Source organism: Streptomyces sp. bgisy159 (assembly GCF_965341775.1).
Classification (GTDB): domain Bacteria; phylum Actinomycetota; class Actinomycetes; order Streptomycetales; family Streptomycetaceae; genus Streptomyces.
In genome coordinates this window covers 12,545-27,129 of record NZ_CBDQZH010000034.1, presented here as the reverse complement: position 1 = coordinate 27,129, position 14,585 = coordinate 12,545, and the positions used below count along the sequence as shown (strand labels likewise).

Sequence of the window (14,585 nt, the reverse complement as noted above, 5' to 3'; positions counted from 1 at the left end):
GTGCGCCTCGGTGCGGTACGTGGGGGGGCGTGGGACCGGTGCGTCCCGTCAGCGCTTGACCGCGCACAGCAGCCCGTCGCCGACCGGCAGCAGGGACGGCACCAGCTCCTGGCTCTCGCGCACCGCGCGCAGCAGCTCCCGGATGCGTATGACCTCCGTGGGCTGGGGGCCGGAGTCCACCGTGCGACCGCTCGCGAAGACGCCCTCGAACACCACCAGCCCGCCCGGGCGCAGCAGGCGCAACGATTCAGCGAGGTAGTCCAGCAGCTCCAGGCGGTCACCGTCGCAGAAGACGAGGTCGTAGCCGGAGTCGGCGAGCCGAGGCAGCACGTCGAGGGCGCGTCCCGGGATGAAGCGGGACCGGTTGCTGGCGAAGCCGCTCGCCCGGAACGCCTGCCGGGCGGACTGCTGGTGCTCCGGCTCCGGGTCCACGGTGGTCAGCACGCCGTCCGGGCGCATGCCGTGCAGCAGATGGATACCGGAGACGCCGGTGCCCGTGCCGATCTCGGCGACCGCCTTCGCGTCCACGGTGGCGGCGAGCAGTCGCAGAGCGGCGCCCGTGCTGGGCGACACCGAGCGCAGCCCTGCCTCACGGGCCCGGTCGCGGGCCCAGCGCAGCGCGTCGTCCTCGGCGACATAGGCGTCGGCGAACGCCCAGCTCGTCTGCCGGTTGCCGGTAATGACCCTCTCCTGTCCCCATGGTTGCCTCGGCGTGACTGTATCCGTTGCCGCCGGGAACCCGCAGATGGGACCAGGCGTTTGAGAGGGTGGGAACGACGACTGGGGGCACGGTTGGATCACGACAGCGAGCGGGCCGGTCGGCAACTGCTGACGCAGCCGTATGAGCCGTATCAGCCCAGATCAAATTCTCGTAAAACCGCTTATCCGGTCCTAACGGGCGAGGTGGCTATGGTAGGGGCTCCACTGGACACCACCAGAGCTGACAGGGGAGGTGCGGCTGCGCCTGGAGATCGGGGAAGAGTGCTGCGGCGCCTTCTCGGATCGGCGGGCAAGCCGAAATCCGTGACCGACACCGCTGCTGACCACCCCGCCGCCGGCCCCACGGCCGGCCGAGCCCAGACCGCGACCTTCGCCACCGACGCGGACGGGCAGGCGTGGACTCCGCCCACCTGGGAGGAGATCGTCAGCACGCACAGCGGACGCGTCTACCGCCTCGCCTACCGCCTCACCGGCAACCAGCACGACGCCGAGGACCTCACTCAGGAGGTCTTCGTCCGTGTCTTCCGCTCGCTGTCGACCTACACCCCGGGCACCTTCGAAGGCTGGCTGCACCGCATCACGACCAACCTCTTCCTGGACATGGTCCGCCGCAAGCAGCGCATCCGCTTCGACACCCTCGGCGACGACGCCGCCGAGCGTCTCGCCAGCAAGGAACCCACCCCGCAGCAGATCCTCAACGACGCCCACTTCGACGCGGACGTCCAGCAGGCCCTGGACACCCTCGCGCCGGAGTTCCGCGCCGCGGTCGTGCTGTGCGACATCGAAGGGCTCTCCTACGAGGAGATCGCCGCGACCCTCGGCGTCAAGCTCGGCACCGTCCGCTCCCGGATCCACCGCGGCCGCTCCCAGCTGCGCAAGGCCCTCGCACACCGGTCGCCGGAGGCACGCGCCGAGCGCCGCTCGCTCGTGCCCCGCGTTCCCGTGCTGAGGGGAGGGGGCGCGACCGCGTGAGTGGATCACGGCCGAACCCTGTCGAGGGACACCTCGCAGAGCAGCATCTCGGAGACCGACTCTCCGCCCTGGTGGACGGAGAGCTCGGTCATGACACGCGTGAGCGCGTCCTCGCCCATGTCGCCACCTGCCCGAAGTGCAAGGCGGAGGTGGACGCCCAGCGCCGGCTGAAGGACGTGTTCGCCGCCGTGGCTCCACCGGCGCCCTCCGAAAGTTTCCTGGCCCGTCTCCAGGGGCTCCCCGGAGGGGGTGACCCGGAGGACGGCGGTGGCACGCCGCTCGGCGGGGGCGGACTCGCCGCCTTCCGGATGAGGAGACCCGAGCCCTTCGCCCTCTCCTACGACCCCACCCGCGGCCCCGCCACCGCCCTCGCCACCGGCCCGGCCGTACGCAACCCCGCCCTCGCGCCGGGTGCCGACGACCGCGGCTTCCGTATCCACCCGGTGGGCCGCGGCGACGCCGAGCGCTCCCGGGGGCTGCGGTTCGCCTTCGCCGCCGCCGGCGCTGTCTCGCTGGCCGCGATCGCGCTGGGCGGCATGACCGGCAGCGTCCCCGTCGACCCCACCGCGGACGCCCGCGGCGGCTCCGGCAACGGCAGTAACGTCACCCCGGCGCGCACATCCGGCACCGGATCGGCGACCACACCCGAGACCTCGCGGCGGCGGGGCTCCGCTCCGCTGTTCACGCAGAGCGGCCGACAGGGCGGGCTCGGCGACCACCCCGCGGCGCCCACCGAGGTGTCCGCGCCGCTGCTGCCCGGTCTGCCGACCCCGGCCGCCGGGCGCCAGGGCATGACCCCCGTGGTCGCGGGAGCGGCGGCGAGGTCACCGCTGATACGTCCGCTCGACGTCCCACCCATCTCCCTGACGTCCCTGACCACCGCCCCGGAGTTCAGCCCACCCGGCCTGCTCGCCCTGGGGACCGGCGCCCCCGAGCCGACCCCCTCTTCCGCCGTCACCCCAGGTCACTCCGGCCAGCGGGAGCGCTGACCCAGCCGCCGCGCGGTGCGCCCGCGGCCCGGAACCTGATTGAATCCAGACCGGACCGCGCCCCTATGCCATCCGGCCGGGCGCTCAGGCGTGCGGGGAGAGCATGGACGAGGGCAAGCCCACGAAGGGGAAGTGGTGGAGCCGGCCGCGGGCGCAGGAGGCGCCGGGCGCGCCGGCCGAGGACGCCGACGGTGACTTCCGGCTGGCCCACCCCACCCGGCCGACGCCCGACGGCGACTACGAACTGAGCCGCCCGTCGGCCCCGCCCGCCGTCGACGAGCCGGAAGCCGCCGCCGGTTGTGACGAGCCCGGGCCCGCCACCGACCGCGTCGCGCCCGCCGGCGACTTCGACGGTCCCTCAACCGGTCCCTCAATCGAGCCCTCACCAGCCGGACCCTCCGGAGGCGGCGCCTCCGTCGACCGTTCCGCGACTCTGGCCGAGTACTCCGAGTACTCCGAGTACTCCGAGTACTCCGAGCAGTCCGGGCCCTCGGGCGCCCCTCCGGACAGCGCCGCCGGATCCTCCGGGGTGGTCGGCATCCCCGGGAGCGTCGGCGCCCCGGAACCCTCCGGCCGGTCTGTGACGGCGGACGACGCTTCTCCGGGCAGCCCGGCCGGGCCCTCCGGGGCGACCGGCGGCTTCTCCGGGGACGTGGGGCACCCCGGGGAGCACTCCGCGAGTGCGCCGGAGCGGCCGCAGCCGCTGCACGACCCCGACCCCTACAGCACGCCCCCGTACGGGGAGCCCGGGCCCTGGGCGCCCGCCCCGCCGGTACAGCATCCGGCGGTGTCGGGCCGGGTCGGCCACCTCACCGGCGCCGGAACCGAGCCCGGCGCCGATCAGGCCGGGTGTTCCACGGCCGCCCCCTTCGGCGACGTACCGGTACCGGCGCAGGCACCCGGACCGGCCCCGGCGTCAGCTCCCGCCTCGGCATCACACCCGGCCTCCGCCTCGGCGTCCCACCCGGCCCCGGCATTCCCGCCGGCCCCGGCGTCGCCACCGGCCTCGGACTCGGCCCCCGGCCCCTCTCCTGCCGCCGACCCGCCCCCAGCCCCCGTACCATCCCCCGGACGGGCCCCCGCTCCCGGTGGACCGGACCCCGCTCCCGGACCGGACCCCGGCCCGGCACCCGCCCCGGCGCCGACATCGGCCGCCGGCGCGCCGTCCCCCGGGCCAGCCGGGTCGGCCGGATCGCCACCCGATCCCTGGCAGGGCTACGACCCCTGGGCCGCCGCCCCCGCCCCGACCGCACCGCTGCAGCAGACCGGCGCCGGGGTGCTCACCGAGGCTCAGCAGCGCAAGCGGGCGCGCAAGAGGCTGCTCGGGGCGGCGCTGGCCCTCGCGCTCCTGTCGGGAGGCGTGGGCGGCATCGCGGGGACCTACCTGGAGCGCAACGGCGGTCTCGGGTCCGTCGAGCTGCCGCAGTCCGGGGTGGAGGCCCCGGAGCGGCCGGCGGACAGCGTGGCCGGGATCGCCGCCCGGGCCCTGCCCGGCGTGGTGACCCTGCACGTCGTCGGCGGCGACGAGTCCGGTACCGGCACCGGCTTCGTGCTGGACAGCCGCGGCCACATCCTGACCAACAACCACGTCGTCGAAGCGGCCGGCGGCGGCGGCCGGATAACCGTCGTGTTCTACGGCGGTGAGACCGCCGAGGCGGAGATCGTCGGCCGCGACGCCGGCTACGACCTGGCCGTCGTCAAGGTGAAGGGCGTGACCGGCCTCAAGCCGCTGCCCCTCGGCAACTCGGACAGCGTCCAGGTCGGCGACCCGGTCGTCGCCATCGGCGCCCCCTTCGACCTCGCGGGCACGGTCACCTCCGGCATCATCAGCGCCAAGGAGCGTCCCATCACCGCCGGCGGCGAGAGCGGCGACGCCAGTGACGTGTCGTACGTGGACGCGCTGCAGACCGACGCGCCGATCAACCCGGGCAACTCCGGCGGCCCGCTGCTCGACATCCGGGGCCGGGTCATCGGCATCAACTCCGCGATCCGGTCCGCCGGCGGCGGCTCCGAGCCCGGCGGCGGCCAGGCCGGCTCCATCGGCCTGGGCTTCGCCATCCCCGTCAACCAGGGCAAGCGCGTCGCCGAGGAACTGATCAACACCGGCCGGGCGACCCACCCGGTCATCGGCATCACCCTCGACATGGACTACGGCGGCGACGGCGCCCGCGTCGGCACGAAGAACGGCGACGGCAGCGCCCCGGTCGTCGTGGGAGGGCCGGGCGACCGGGCCGGGATCGAGGCGGGTGACGTCATCGTCGAGGTCGACGGCCAGCCCGTCCACTCGGGCGAGGAGCTGATCATCAAGACCCGTGCCCACCGCCCCGGCGACCGCCTGGAGCTCACCGTCGAACGCGACGGAGCGCGCCGCACGCTCTCCCTCGTCCTCGGCTCCTCCTCGGACTGAGCGGCCCGGACCCGGCCGGACGGGGCAAAGTGACAGCAACCTCACAGAAGACACCGCGCAACACCGTGGCACTAGGCAAACAACGCGGAAAACAGGCCGTGACGCCGCACTCCGACCGCGCGGGACGGTACCGGTCGCCCAGCCCCGACAGGTACCGTGGACCCGGCCCGGACATCGCAAGGAGCTTCAGGTGTTCAATGACATAGGTGCGCTTGAGCTGGTGACGATCATCGTCCTGGCCGTGCTCGTCTTCGGTCCGGACAAGCTCCCGAAGGTCATCCAGGACGTGGCGCGCACGATCCGGAAGATCCGTGAGTTCTCCGACAGCGCCAAACACGACATCCGCAGCGAACTCGGCCCGGACTTCAAGGACTTCGAGTTCGAGGACCTCAACCCCAAGACGTTCATCCGCAAGCAGCTGGAGAACGAGGACATGGGGCTGAAGGAGATCCGCAACGGCTTCGACCTGAAGAAGGAGATGGCCGAGGTCACCGAGGCCGTCCACAGCCGCGGGTCGGACGCCTCGACGCCGTCCGCCGCGTCCTCGTCGTCCTCGTCGCCCTCCGGGCGGGTCGACATGACCAAGAAGCCCGAGGAGCCGGGCGCGGACACCCGGCCGCCCTTCGACGCGGACGCCACCTGACGGCCTGAACACGGCGCCCGCGCGCCCCGCGCGCCGGGCGCGTTCCCGGCTGCCCGGAGATGGGTGGCTATGCTGCCAAGTTGTTGTGCGGATCGAACGCCGTGAGGCGTGGCCGCCCGAAGGGGGGCGGGCCGGACCGGTCCGGCGAGAGCGAGGAGGCGTCCGGGTACATGGAGACGACGAGTCAGGCAGTCGCGCAGACGCCGGCCGCGGAGGACGAACAGCAGGTTCCCTCCGCCCGGCGCACCGCCGACGGCTACCTGGAGGCGCCGTTCCCCTGGTACGGCCTCGACGAGGCCTTCACGGGGCCGCGCTGGCTGATGCAGGTCGGGACGGCGGCCGACGGGTCCGTCGAGCACGGGTCGGTGGGACACGGCGACGAGCCGTCCGTACGGCATGAGACGGCCGGCGAGGAGCGCGGGAAGTTCGCGGTCGTGGTGACCGTCGCCGCGAACCCCTCCCGGCGCAGCGCCGACGGCACGGGGCTGCTGGAGGCCACGTCGGTCTCCTCGGCGGCCTGGCTGGCGGGTGTCGGGCTGCTGTCCTTCACCTGGCCGGGGCAGATGGACCACAGCCTGCGGGACGACTGGCTGGAGCAGCAGACGGAGACCGCGTGGGCGCTGGCCGACGACCTCTCCGGCTCCGAGTGGTCCACGCTCTCCCTGCCGGTGGACGGCGTGCCGACACCCTTCCACTACCGCGAGTCCGAGTTCGGGTGGGTCCTCGCCGGCTCCACCGAGCAGGGCGTGCACCTGGGCGCCTACGGCCGGGGCATGAGCGCCTACGGGCTCGGCTTCGCCATGATCAAGGACATCGGCGCGTACGCGTGAGCAGGAGCGCGCAGCCAGGAGGACCCGCGCGGGGCAGAGACGGAGACGCGCGGGCAGCGGAAAAGGGGCGCCACCCGGCGCCCCTCGCCCCCTGACCGCGGCTCAGAACTTGTTCTTCGGGGTGATCCCCAGGGAGAGCCCCGACAGCCCCCGCTGCCGGCCGCCGAGCTTGCCCGCGATGGCGCGCAGCGCCGCGCCGGCCGGGCTGTCCGGGTCGGTCAGGACGACCGGCCGGCCGTCGTCGCCGCCCTCGCGCAGACGGACGTCGATCGGGATGCTGCCGAGGACCGGGACGTTGGTGCCCGTCGTCCGGGTGAGGCCGTCGGCGACCACCTGGCCGCCGCCCGTGCCGAAGACGTCGACCATCTCGTCGCAGTGCGGACAGGGCAGGCCCGACATGTTCTCCACCACGCCGACGATCTTCTGATGGGTCTGGACCGCGATGGAACCCGCGCGCTCGGCGACCTCGGCCGCCGCCTGCTGCGGCGTGGTGACGACCAGGATCTCGGCGTTCGGAACCAGCTGGGCCACCGAGATGGCGATGTCACCGGTGCCCGGCGGCAGGTCCAGGAGCAGGACGTCCAGGTCGCCCCAGTAGACGTCCGCCAGGAACTGCTGGAGCGCCCGGTGCAGCATCGGGCCGCGCCAGACCACCGGCGCGTTGCCCGGGGTGAACATGCCGATGGAGATGACCTTCACCCCGTTGGCGGACGGCGGCATGATCATGTTCTCGACCTGGGTGGGCCGGCCGTCCGCGCCCAGCATGCGCGGCACGCTGTGGCCGTAGATGTCGGCGTCGACGACGCCCACCTTCAGACCGTCGGCCGCCATCGCCGCCGCCAGGTTCACCGTGACCGAGGACTTGCCGACGCCGCCCTTGCCGGAGGCGACCGCGTACACGCGGGTGAGCGAGCCCGGCTTGGCGAAGGGGACTTCGCGCTCGGCCTGGCCGCCGCGCAGGGCCGCCGCCAGCTCACGGCGCTGCTCGTCGCTCATGACGTCCAGCGTCACGTCGACCCGGGTGACGCCCTCGACCCGGGAGACCGCCTCCGTGACGCGCTGCGTGATGGTGTCGCGCATCGGGCAGCCGGACACCGTGAGGTAGACGGTGACCGCGACCGCTCCGTCCGCGCCGATCTCCACGGACTTGACCATCCCCAGCTCCGTGATGGGGCGGTTGATCTCGGGGTCGTTCACCGTCGCCAGTGCTTCGCGCACCGCGTCTTCCGTAGCCATAAGGACGATGGTACGGCGCGCCCGGGGGCTGTCGGCCAGCCCGTCAGCGGTCGTCTGCGTCACGTGCCGCCGACCGTTCTGCCGGGAATACGGCGTGTCCGTCGTGGCGGGCCAGCTCTTTCGTCAGGTCCTGCAGCTCCGAGCGGATCCAGTCGCGGGTCGCCACCTCACCCAGGCCCACCCGCAGGGAGGCGATCTCCCGGGTCAGGTACTCGGTGTCGGCGATGGACCGCTCGTTCTGCTTCCGGTCCTGTTCCAGGTTGACCCGGTCCCGGTCGTCCTGCCGGTTCTGCGCGAGCAGGATCAGCGGGGCGGCGTAGGACGCCTGCAGGGAAAGGGCCAGCGTCAGGAAGATGAACGGGTACTCGTCGAAGCGCAGGTCGTGCGGCGCGGCGATGTTCCACAGCACCCACACGATGATCACGACCGTCATCCAGACCAGGAACCGCCCGGTCCCGATGAAGCGCGCGATGCGCTCCGAGAGCCGCCCGAAGGCCTCGGGGTCGTACTCCGGCAGGAACCGCCGCCGGGGCGGCATGGGCTGGTCCAGGCGGGCGCGCGGGCGCGTGGCGGCGGTGGCGCCGACGGGCGCGCGGTCACGGGCCGGGCCCGCGTGCGCGCGGCCCTCGCGGATGCCGTCGCGTTCAGGTGCCATGGGCCGCGCCCCCCGCCTCGTCGACCTCCAGGTGGAACTCCGTCTCCCGCCAGTCGTCCGGCAGCATGTGGTCCAGGACGTCGTCCACGGTGACCACGCCCAGCAGCGACCCCGCCTCGTCCACGACGGGCACCGCGACCATGTCGTACGTCGCGAAGAGCCCGGCGACCACCGACAGCGGCGCCTCCGGGTCGAGGGGCTGCAGGTCGTCGTCGATGATCGAGCCGACCAGCGTGTACGGCGGGTCGCGCAGCAGCCGCTGGAAGTGCACCGTGCCGAGGTACTTGCCGGTCGGCGTCTCGTCGGGCGGGCGGCAGACGTACACCTGCGCGGCGAGCGCGGGGGACAGGTCGGGGTTGCGGACCCGGGCCAGCGCGTCGGCGACGGTCGCGTCCGGCCGCAGCACGACCGGCTCGGTGGTCATCAGACCGCCCGCCGTGTGCTCCTCGTACGACATCAGCCGGCGCATGTCGGCCGCGTCGGAGGGCTGCATCAGGCTCAGCAGCCGCTCCTGGTCCTGCTCGGGGAGTTCGCCGAGCAGGTCGGCGGCGTCGTCGGGGTCCATCGCCTCCAGGACGTCCGCCGCGCGCTCCTCCTTCAGCTTGCCGAGGATCTCGATCTGGTCGTCCTCGGGGAGCTCCTCCAGCACGTCCGCGAGGCGGTCGTCGTCGAGGGCGGCGGCGACCTCCGCGCGGCGTTTGGCCGACAGGTGGTGCAGCACGTTGGCGAGGTCGGCGGGGCGCAGTTGCTCGAAGGTGGCGAGCAGGCTCTCGGCGCCCTGCCCGTGCTCCTCCAGGGAGAACCCGGTCACGGCCGTCCACTCGACGGTCAGCGCCTCGCCCTTGGCGCGCCGGAACGCGCCGGCCTTCTTGCCCTTGCGGACGAAGACCCGGTCGATCTCCCAGTCCCGGCGGGCCGGCAGCTGCTGCACCGACAAGTCGAGGACGGTGACCTCCTCGCCGGTCTCGACCAGGGTGACCCGGCGGTCCAGCAGCTCGCCGAAGACGAGGCGCTCGGTGGGCCGCTGCTCGAAGCGGCGCACGTTGAGCACCCCGGTGGTGAGCACCTGGCCGGACTGCACGCCGGTCACCCGGGTCATCGGCAGGAAGATGCGGCGGCGGGTGGCGAGCTCCACCACCAGACCGAGCAGACGGGGCGGTCGGCGGCCGACGCGCAGCATGACGACCAGATCGCGGACCCGGCCCACCTGGTCGCCGTTGGGGTCGAAGACGGCGACACCGGAGAGGTGCGAGACGAAGATCCGGGGGGCGCCGGCTGCCATGGCGAAGTGTCCCTTTCGGTGTCCTTCTCGGGTTCGTTTCGGTGTCCGACGGGTTCGGCGGTGCTGCGTTCCTGTTCCGGAATGCCCGTTGCCGCGGGCTTCAGGCTAGCCCGTCCGTATCGGCTCCGCCCTGGTGAGCGGTCCGGACGGACTGACTCCGTTCCGGATCTCCGATCCCGGTACGCTGCCGTACGCCGTTCAGGACACCCCCGCAGAAAGGCAGCCCTCTTCGTGACTGCGATGCCCCAGGGTCGTACGCGTCGGACCGCACTGCTGGGCGCCGTGTGCGCGCTGGTCGTGACGGGACTCGGGCTGACGGGGTGCAGCGAGGATCCGGACGCGGGCACCAACGGGGTCGGCAAGCTGCCCCCCGAGCAGATCCAGCAGCGCACCAGGGCGGCGGCCTCCTCGGTGAACGCGGTGCGCCTCGCGGGAACGGTGGCCGCCGGCGGGCGCACCTACGAGCTGGACATGCGCCTGAAGGCGGACGGCGGCAGCGGCTCGGTCACCGCGGAGGGCGCCACCTTCCATCTGCTGCGGATCGGCGAGCAGCTCTACCTGAAGGCCGACGCGGACTTCTGGAGCCACGGCGACGACGGCGACGACGCCAAGGACGGTGAGGGCGGCTCGGACGCGGCGGCGGCCGACAAGCTCGGCGGCAAGTACGTGAAGGTGCCGTCCGGCGATCCGGCGTACAAGAAGTTCAGCGGTCTCACCGACAAGAACGTCCTGCTGGACGGCCTTCTCACGCTGCACGGCAAGCTGTCGACGGACGGCCACCACGAGCAGGCCGGCGTCCGCACCATCCGCATCACCGGCGGCGACGGCTCGGGTGGCACCCTGGACGTCTCCCTTGAGGGCCGGCCGTACCCGCTGCGCCTGGTCCGCGCGGGCGGCGCCGGCACGCTCACCTTCTCCGCCTGGGGCCAGGACTTCGCCCTGGAGGAACCGCCGGAGAAGGAGACCGTGGACTACGGCAAGCGGCTCCCGACGTCCTGACGGCCGCTACCGGCGGCGGCGCTTCCTCAGCAGGAGCCGGGGCAGGCCCGCGGGGGCCGGTTCCCGCGTCGTCGCCGCGGACGGCACCGGACGGGCCGCGAGGTCCCCGTCCGGCAGCGGCAGCGTCGTACCCGTCGGCTCCAGCCGCAGCACCCGGCACTCACGCGCCCAGCGCTCGGTCATCGCCTCACCGTCGGGCGCGTTCAGACGCTTGCCCTTGAGCTCGGCGACCGCCGCCTCCCACGCCTCCCCGCCCGGGGCGAGCTGGACGGCGCGCGCGGTCCAGGAGACCAGCCGGCCGCCCTTGTCCTTGCTGCGGACGGTGACCTCGACCGCCGCCCCGTCGACCAGCCCGGGCAGCGGCTGCTCGCCCGGCCCGTCGCCCACCACGCAGGCCGCTCCCTCGTGCCACACGTGCCACAGCGCACGCGCGGCCGGGGCGCCGTCCGCCGAGACCCAGATGAGCCCGGACTTCTTGCTGGCCTCCTCGACGAGGGCCTGGTCGAGCAGCTCGCTAGTCATGGCATCACCCTAGTGCCGCGCCACCAGCGGGGCTCTCACAGCCAGCCGTTGCGCTTCAGGGTGCGGTGGATGCCCACACAGATGACGACCGTCACCCCGAGGACCAGCGGATACCCGAACTTCCACCGCAGCTCCGGCATGTACTCGAAGTTCATCCCGTACACCCCGCACACCATGGTCGGCACGGCGATGATGGCCGCCCACGACGTGATCTTGCGCATGTCCTCGTTCTGGGCGACGGAGGCCTGCGCGAGGTTGGCCTGCAGGATGGAGTTCAGCAGCTCGTCGAAACCCATGACCTGCTCGTGCACGCGCGCGACGTGGTCGGCGACGTCCCGGAAGTACTTCTGGATGTCGGGGTCGATCAGCCGCATCGGCCGCTCGCTCAGCAGCTGCATGGGCCGCAGCAGCGGCGACACCGCCCGCTTGAACTCCAGGATCTCCCGCTTGAGCTGGTAGATCCGGCCCGCGTCGGTACCCCGCGGGGTGCCCTTGCGGCCCGGCGAGAAGACCTCGGTCTCCACGTCGTCGATGTCGTCCTGCAGTGCGTCGGCGACCGCGATGTACCCGTCCACGACGTGGTCGGCGATGGCGTGCAGCACCGCCGACGGGCCCTTGGCGAGCAGCTCGGGGTCGTCCTGGAGGCGGTGGCGCAGGGCGCGCAGCGAGCCCTGGCCGCCGTGCCGCACGGTGATGAAGAAGTCCCGCCCGGTGAAGCACATGACCTCGCCGGTCTCCAGGACCTCGCTGCTGGCGGTCAGCTCGTCGTGCTCGACGTAGTGCACGGTCTTGAACACGGTGAACAGGGAGTCGTCGTAGCGCTCCAGCTTCGGCCGCTGGTGGGCCTGTACGGCGTCCTCCACGGCGAGCGGGTGCAGCCCGAACTCCCCGGCGATGCCGGCGAACTCGGCCTCGGTGGGCTCGTGCAGCCCGATCCAGACGAACCCGCCGTCGCGGCGCACCCGGCGCATCGCCTCGTGCGGGGTGAGCGGGGTGTCGGTCTGCACCCGGGCGCCGTCCTGGTACACGGCGCAGTCGACCACGGCCGAGGACGCCGTGCCGTCGCGGACCGGCTCGTACGGAGCGTCGTAGCCGCCCGCCCCGTGGTGCTTGCGCAGGACGGGGCGGGACGGGCGGACGACGGCACGCAGGTCGCGGATCATCGACATGGCAGGGCTCCTTCGCGACGAGCAAAGAAAGTCCGCCACGACGGCTGGAACTGCCCGGAATGGGGACGTCCTGACACCGGAGGTTTGGCACGTCCACAAAGCGGGGAGCACCGCACCGTCGCGGTGGCGAGCTTCGCTACTGACTGAGATCAGGCAAGACGAAACGAAGTGCTCTTCCGGATGAAGGTGAACGCGAGAGGCAGAACGCCAGAGCAAGAGCAGCTGAACAGCTGATTCAGCGGCCGGAAGAGCGAGTGGTACTGCACGGTCGACTTCGATCCATGGCAGCCCCACCTCCTCCGGCCGGTCCCTCGTAAGGGAGTTCCTTCGGCGTCGGGGCTGATACGCGACGCAGATGCGTGCTGCCCCGAACCACCGGGCAACAGTATCAGCCGACTGAACTGTCAAGGCGCCGCTTTGCCGCGTGCTGACGAGTTCTATGCTCGCCGCATGGCTGATGTTCTTCCTCTGGTCGAGGCCCGGTTGCGCTCGGCGCTCGGCGAGCCGGACGCGCGTGCCGCGGTCACCTTCCTCGGCGCCGACCGTGTCGAGGTGCTCCGTTTCCACGAGGGCGACATCGTGCGCTACGCCACCCTCGGCATGTCCGCGCAGCCGATGAACGACCCCACGGCGATGGTCGCCGACCCGTTCAAGGGCCCGCGCGCCGAGCTGGTGCTGTCCGTGCGCACCGGCCCCGCCGACACCGACAAGGTCCTCCGGCCGCTCGCCGTCCTCGCCGCGTCCCCGCAGGTCGAGGGTGTGGTGGTGGCCCCCGGCGCCTCGCTCGACGTGGGGGAGCCGCTGTGGCCGGGGGCCGCGTTCACCTCCGTGCTGGTCGCCGAGCCCGGCGGTCTGGTCGAGGACCTGGAACTCGACGAGCCGATGGATCCGGTGCGCTTCCTGCCGCTGCTGCCGATGACCGCCAACGAGGCCGCGTGGAAGCGGGTGCACGGCGCCGAGGCTCTCCAGGAGCGGTGGCTCACCCAGGGCACCGACCTGCGCGACCCGGTCCGCGCGTCCGTCCCGCTGGCCTGAGCCGACGAGGGCCGACGTGAGCAAGCTCACCGGAGACTGCCTCAACAGGTGGCTCACAGGGGGCAGTTGGCGAGCCGCCCGCGCGGGCGGCTCGCCGGTCGCGCCCGCGGACGCGACGCCTTCACCACCGCGCTTCCGGCCGGACGGGTGATCGTCCTTGACGTGGCGGGGCAGGGGTAGGACCGTGGGGCTCTATGAGGGGCGAACCCAGTTGCCCGAAGTGCGGTGGCCGGGTCAGGGCGCCCGGTCTCTTCTCCGACTCCTGGCAGTGCGCCGTGCACGGGACGGTGTATCCGCTGCAGCCCGTGATCCCGCCCAGTGTCGAGGCGCTCAGCGTCGTCGTCGCCAAGACCCAGGTGCCGGTGTGGATGCCGTGGCCCCTGCCGGTCGGCTGGCTCTTCACGGGTGCGGCCTGCGCCGGTGACGACCGCAGCGGCGGCCGGGCGAGCGCCGTCGCCTGCACCGGACCCGGGCCGCTCGGCGGGATGGGCGAGCTGATCCTGGTCGCGGAGGAGCTCGGCGTCGGACTCGGCGCGCGGTACGCCGGCATCGACGGACCGGATCCCGGGCCGTACATGAACGTCGAGAAGCCACCCCAGGTCAAGGTGCTGGCCGCCGGCCGGCCCACCCCGCTGTGGCACGTCGCCGGCTCGCCGGACGACCGCGCGGTGTTCGCGGGGGAGGCGCTGGGGCTGTGGCTCTGGGCGGTCGTGTGGCCCGAACAGTCGGGACTGCTGATGTACGACGAACTGGTGCTGGCGGACCTGCGGGAGGCGGGGGCCGAGGTGGAACTGGTGCCCTGCGGAGCCTTGTCGCCGCGGCTGTTGGAGCCGTGACCTCGGGGGGAGCGGCACCGCTCGGCGAGAAGGGCTCTGTGAGTCCGTGAGGTGGGCGGGGCTCGGTGAGCACCGCCCGGTGAGCAGGGCCGGGTAAGCCGGTAAGCACGGCTCGGTGAGCACGCGGCTGTGAGAAGGGCTGCGGGGGCGGGGCGCCGGGGCGGCGGGTCTTTGGGGGCCGGGTGCTTGAGGGGCCGCTGCTTGAAGGCCGGGTGCCCGAGGGCTGGGAGCCTGGAACGGGGGGCATGCCGGGTGCCGAGGGTCGAGGGACGAGTGCCGAGCGCTGTCCC

The 14,585-nt window shown here is 72.8% G+C and carries 14 protein-coding genes; 8 read left to right on the top strand and 6 right to left on the bottom strand.

All coding sequences use genetic code 11. From position 1 onward, the window contains the following. Positions 1-48 precede the first annotated feature (48 nt). Entirely contained in the window at positions 49-747 is a 699-nt protein-coding gene (locus tag ACSLTV_RS26725; RefSeq protein ID WP_432138746.1) for an O-methyltransferase, read from the bottom strand. A 234-nt stretch (positions 748-981) separates the two neighbouring features. Here ACSLTV_RS26725 and sigE point away from each other — a divergent pair, with 234 nt between their 5' ends. The 5 genes from sigE to ACSLTV_RS26700 all read left to right on the top strand — a co-directional run bounded on the left by sigE (position 982) and on the right by ACSLTV_RS26700 (position 6,561). Beyond that, a complete protein-coding gene (sigE, locus tag ACSLTV_RS26720; RefSeq protein ID WP_432138727.1) occupies positions 982-1,692 on the top strand; it encodes an RNA polymerase sigma factor SigE in 711 nt (236 codons plus the stop codon). Continuing rightward, the gene (locus ACSLTV_RS26715) at positions 1,689-2,681 is read left to right on the top strand and encodes an anti-sigma factor family protein (protein ID WP_432138728.1); all 993 of its coding nucleotides are present in this window, start codon (positions 1,689-1,691) and stop codon (positions 2,679-2,681) included. The genes sigE and ACSLTV_RS26715 overlap by 4 nt, the downstream gene beginning before the upstream one ends. 703 nt (positions 2,682-3,384) lie before the next feature. After that, positions 3,385-5,088, top strand: a complete 1,704-nt coding sequence (locus ACSLTV_RS26710) for a S1C family serine protease (protein WP_435613030.1) — start codon at positions 3,385-3,387, stop codon at positions 5,086-5,088. A gap of 190 nt (positions 5,089-5,278) precedes the next feature. Next, complete coding sequence (locus tag ACSLTV_RS26705) at positions 5,279-5,731, top strand: sec-independent translocase (RefSeq protein ID WP_432138729.1); 453 nt, start codon at positions 5,279-5,281, stop codon at positions 5,729-5,731. Positions 5,732-5,901: 170 nt separating this feature from the next. Continuing rightward, positions 5,902-6,561: a hypothetical protein gene (locus ACSLTV_RS26700; RefSeq protein ID WP_432157675.1), complete on the top strand. Its 660-nt coding sequence runs from the start codon at positions 5,902-5,904 to the stop codon at positions 6,559-6,561. Between the two features lie 102 nt (positions 6,562-6,663). Here ACSLTV_RS26700 and ACSLTV_RS26695 read toward each other — a convergent pair whose 3' ends face one another. From ACSLTV_RS26695 to ACSLTV_RS26685, 3 genes are read right to left on the bottom strand one after another with little or no spacing between them, the layout of a single operon-like run. Then, a complete protein-coding gene (locus tag ACSLTV_RS26695; protein ID WP_432138731.1) occupies positions 6,664-7,797 on the bottom strand; it encodes an Mrp/NBP35 family ATP-binding protein in 1,134 nt (377 codons plus the stop codon). 43 nt (positions 7,798-7,840) lie between these two features. Continuing rightward, a complete protein-coding gene (locus ACSLTV_RS26690) occupies positions 7,841-8,452 on the bottom strand; it encodes a DUF1003 domain-containing protein (RefSeq protein WP_432138732.1) in 612 nt (203 codons plus the stop codon). Then, on the bottom strand, positions 8,442-9,734 hold the full coding sequence (locus ACSLTV_RS26685; RefSeq protein WP_432138733.1) for a magnesium transporter MgtE N-terminal domain-containing protein: 1,293 nt from the start codon (positions 9,732-9,734) through the stop codon (positions 8,442-8,444). The genes ACSLTV_RS26690 and ACSLTV_RS26685 overlap by 11 nt, the downstream gene beginning before the upstream one ends. A 231-nt stretch (positions 9,735-9,965) precedes the next feature. Here ACSLTV_RS26685 and ACSLTV_RS26680 point away from each other — a divergent pair, with 231 nt between their 5' ends. Next, entirely contained in the window at positions 9,966-10,733 is a 768-nt protein-coding gene (locus tag ACSLTV_RS26680; RefSeq protein WP_432138734.1) for a hypothetical protein, read from the top strand. 6 nt (positions 10,734-10,739) lie between these two features. On the opposite strand, the gene ACSLTV_RS26675 is transcribed toward ACSLTV_RS26680, so the two are convergent. Next, positions 10,740-11,255 carry a hypothetical protein gene (locus ACSLTV_RS26675; RefSeq protein ID WP_432138735.1) on the bottom strand — a complete coding sequence of 172 codons (516 nt, stop codon included), beginning with the start codon at positions 11,253-11,255 and terminating at the stop codon, positions 10,740-10,742. Positions 11,256-11,290: 35 nt separating this feature from the next. After that, on the bottom strand, positions 11,291-12,424 hold the full coding sequence (locus ACSLTV_RS26670) for a magnesium and cobalt transport protein CorA (protein ID WP_432138736.1): 1,134 nt from the start codon (positions 12,422-12,424) through the stop codon (positions 11,291-11,293). Positions 12,425-12,874: 450 nt separating this feature from the next. Here ACSLTV_RS26670 and ACSLTV_RS26665 point away from each other — a divergent pair, with 450 nt between their 5' ends. Further along, entirely contained in the window at positions 12,875-13,459 is a 585-nt protein-coding gene (locus tag ACSLTV_RS26665; RefSeq protein ID WP_432138737.1) for a suppressor of fused domain protein, read from the top strand. A 194-nt stretch (positions 13,460-13,653) separates the two neighbouring features. Then, on the top strand, positions 13,654-14,295 hold the full coding sequence (locus tag ACSLTV_RS26660; protein ID WP_432138738.1) for a DUF6758 family protein: 642 nt from the start codon (positions 13,654-13,656) through the stop codon (positions 14,293-14,295). The last annotated feature ends 290 nt before the right edge of the window (positions 14,296-14,585 follow it).

Excerpts from the sequence above, each read along its gene's own strand:
- ACSLTV_RS26685 (WP_432138733.1), bottom strand. The coding sequence starts at position 9,734 with ATGGCAGCCGGCGCCCCCCGGATCTTCGTCTCGCACCTCTCCGGTGTC.
- ACSLTV_RS26695 (WP_432138731.1), bottom strand. The coding sequence starts at position 7,797 with ATGGCTACGGAAGACGCGGTGCGCGAAGCACTGGCGACGGTGAACGAC.
- ACSLTV_RS26660 (WP_432138738.1), top strand. The coding sequence starts at position 13,654 with ATGAGGGGCGAACCCAGTTGCCCGAAGTGCGGTGGCCGGGTCAGGGCG.
- ACSLTV_RS26700 (WP_432157675.1), top strand. The coding sequence starts at position 5,902 with ATGGAGACGACGAGTCAGGCAGTCGCGCAGACGCCGGCCGCGGAGGAC.
- ACSLTV_RS26675 (WP_432138735.1), bottom strand. The coding sequence starts at position 11,255 with ATGACTAGCGAGCTGCTCGACCAGGCCCTCGTCGAGGAGGCCAGCAAG.
- ACSLTV_RS26690 (WP_432138732.1), bottom strand. The coding sequence starts at position 8,452 with ATGGCACCTGAACGCGACGGCATCCGCGAGGGCCGCGCGCACGCGGGC.
- ACSLTV_RS26665 (WP_432138737.1), top strand. The coding sequence starts at position 12,875 with ATGGCTGATGTTCTTCCTCTGGTCGAGGCCCGGTTGCGCTCGGCGCTC.
- ACSLTV_RS26670 (WP_432138736.1), bottom strand. The coding sequence starts at position 12,424 with ATGTCGATGATCCGCGACCTGCGTGCCGTCGTCCGCCCGTCCCGCCCC.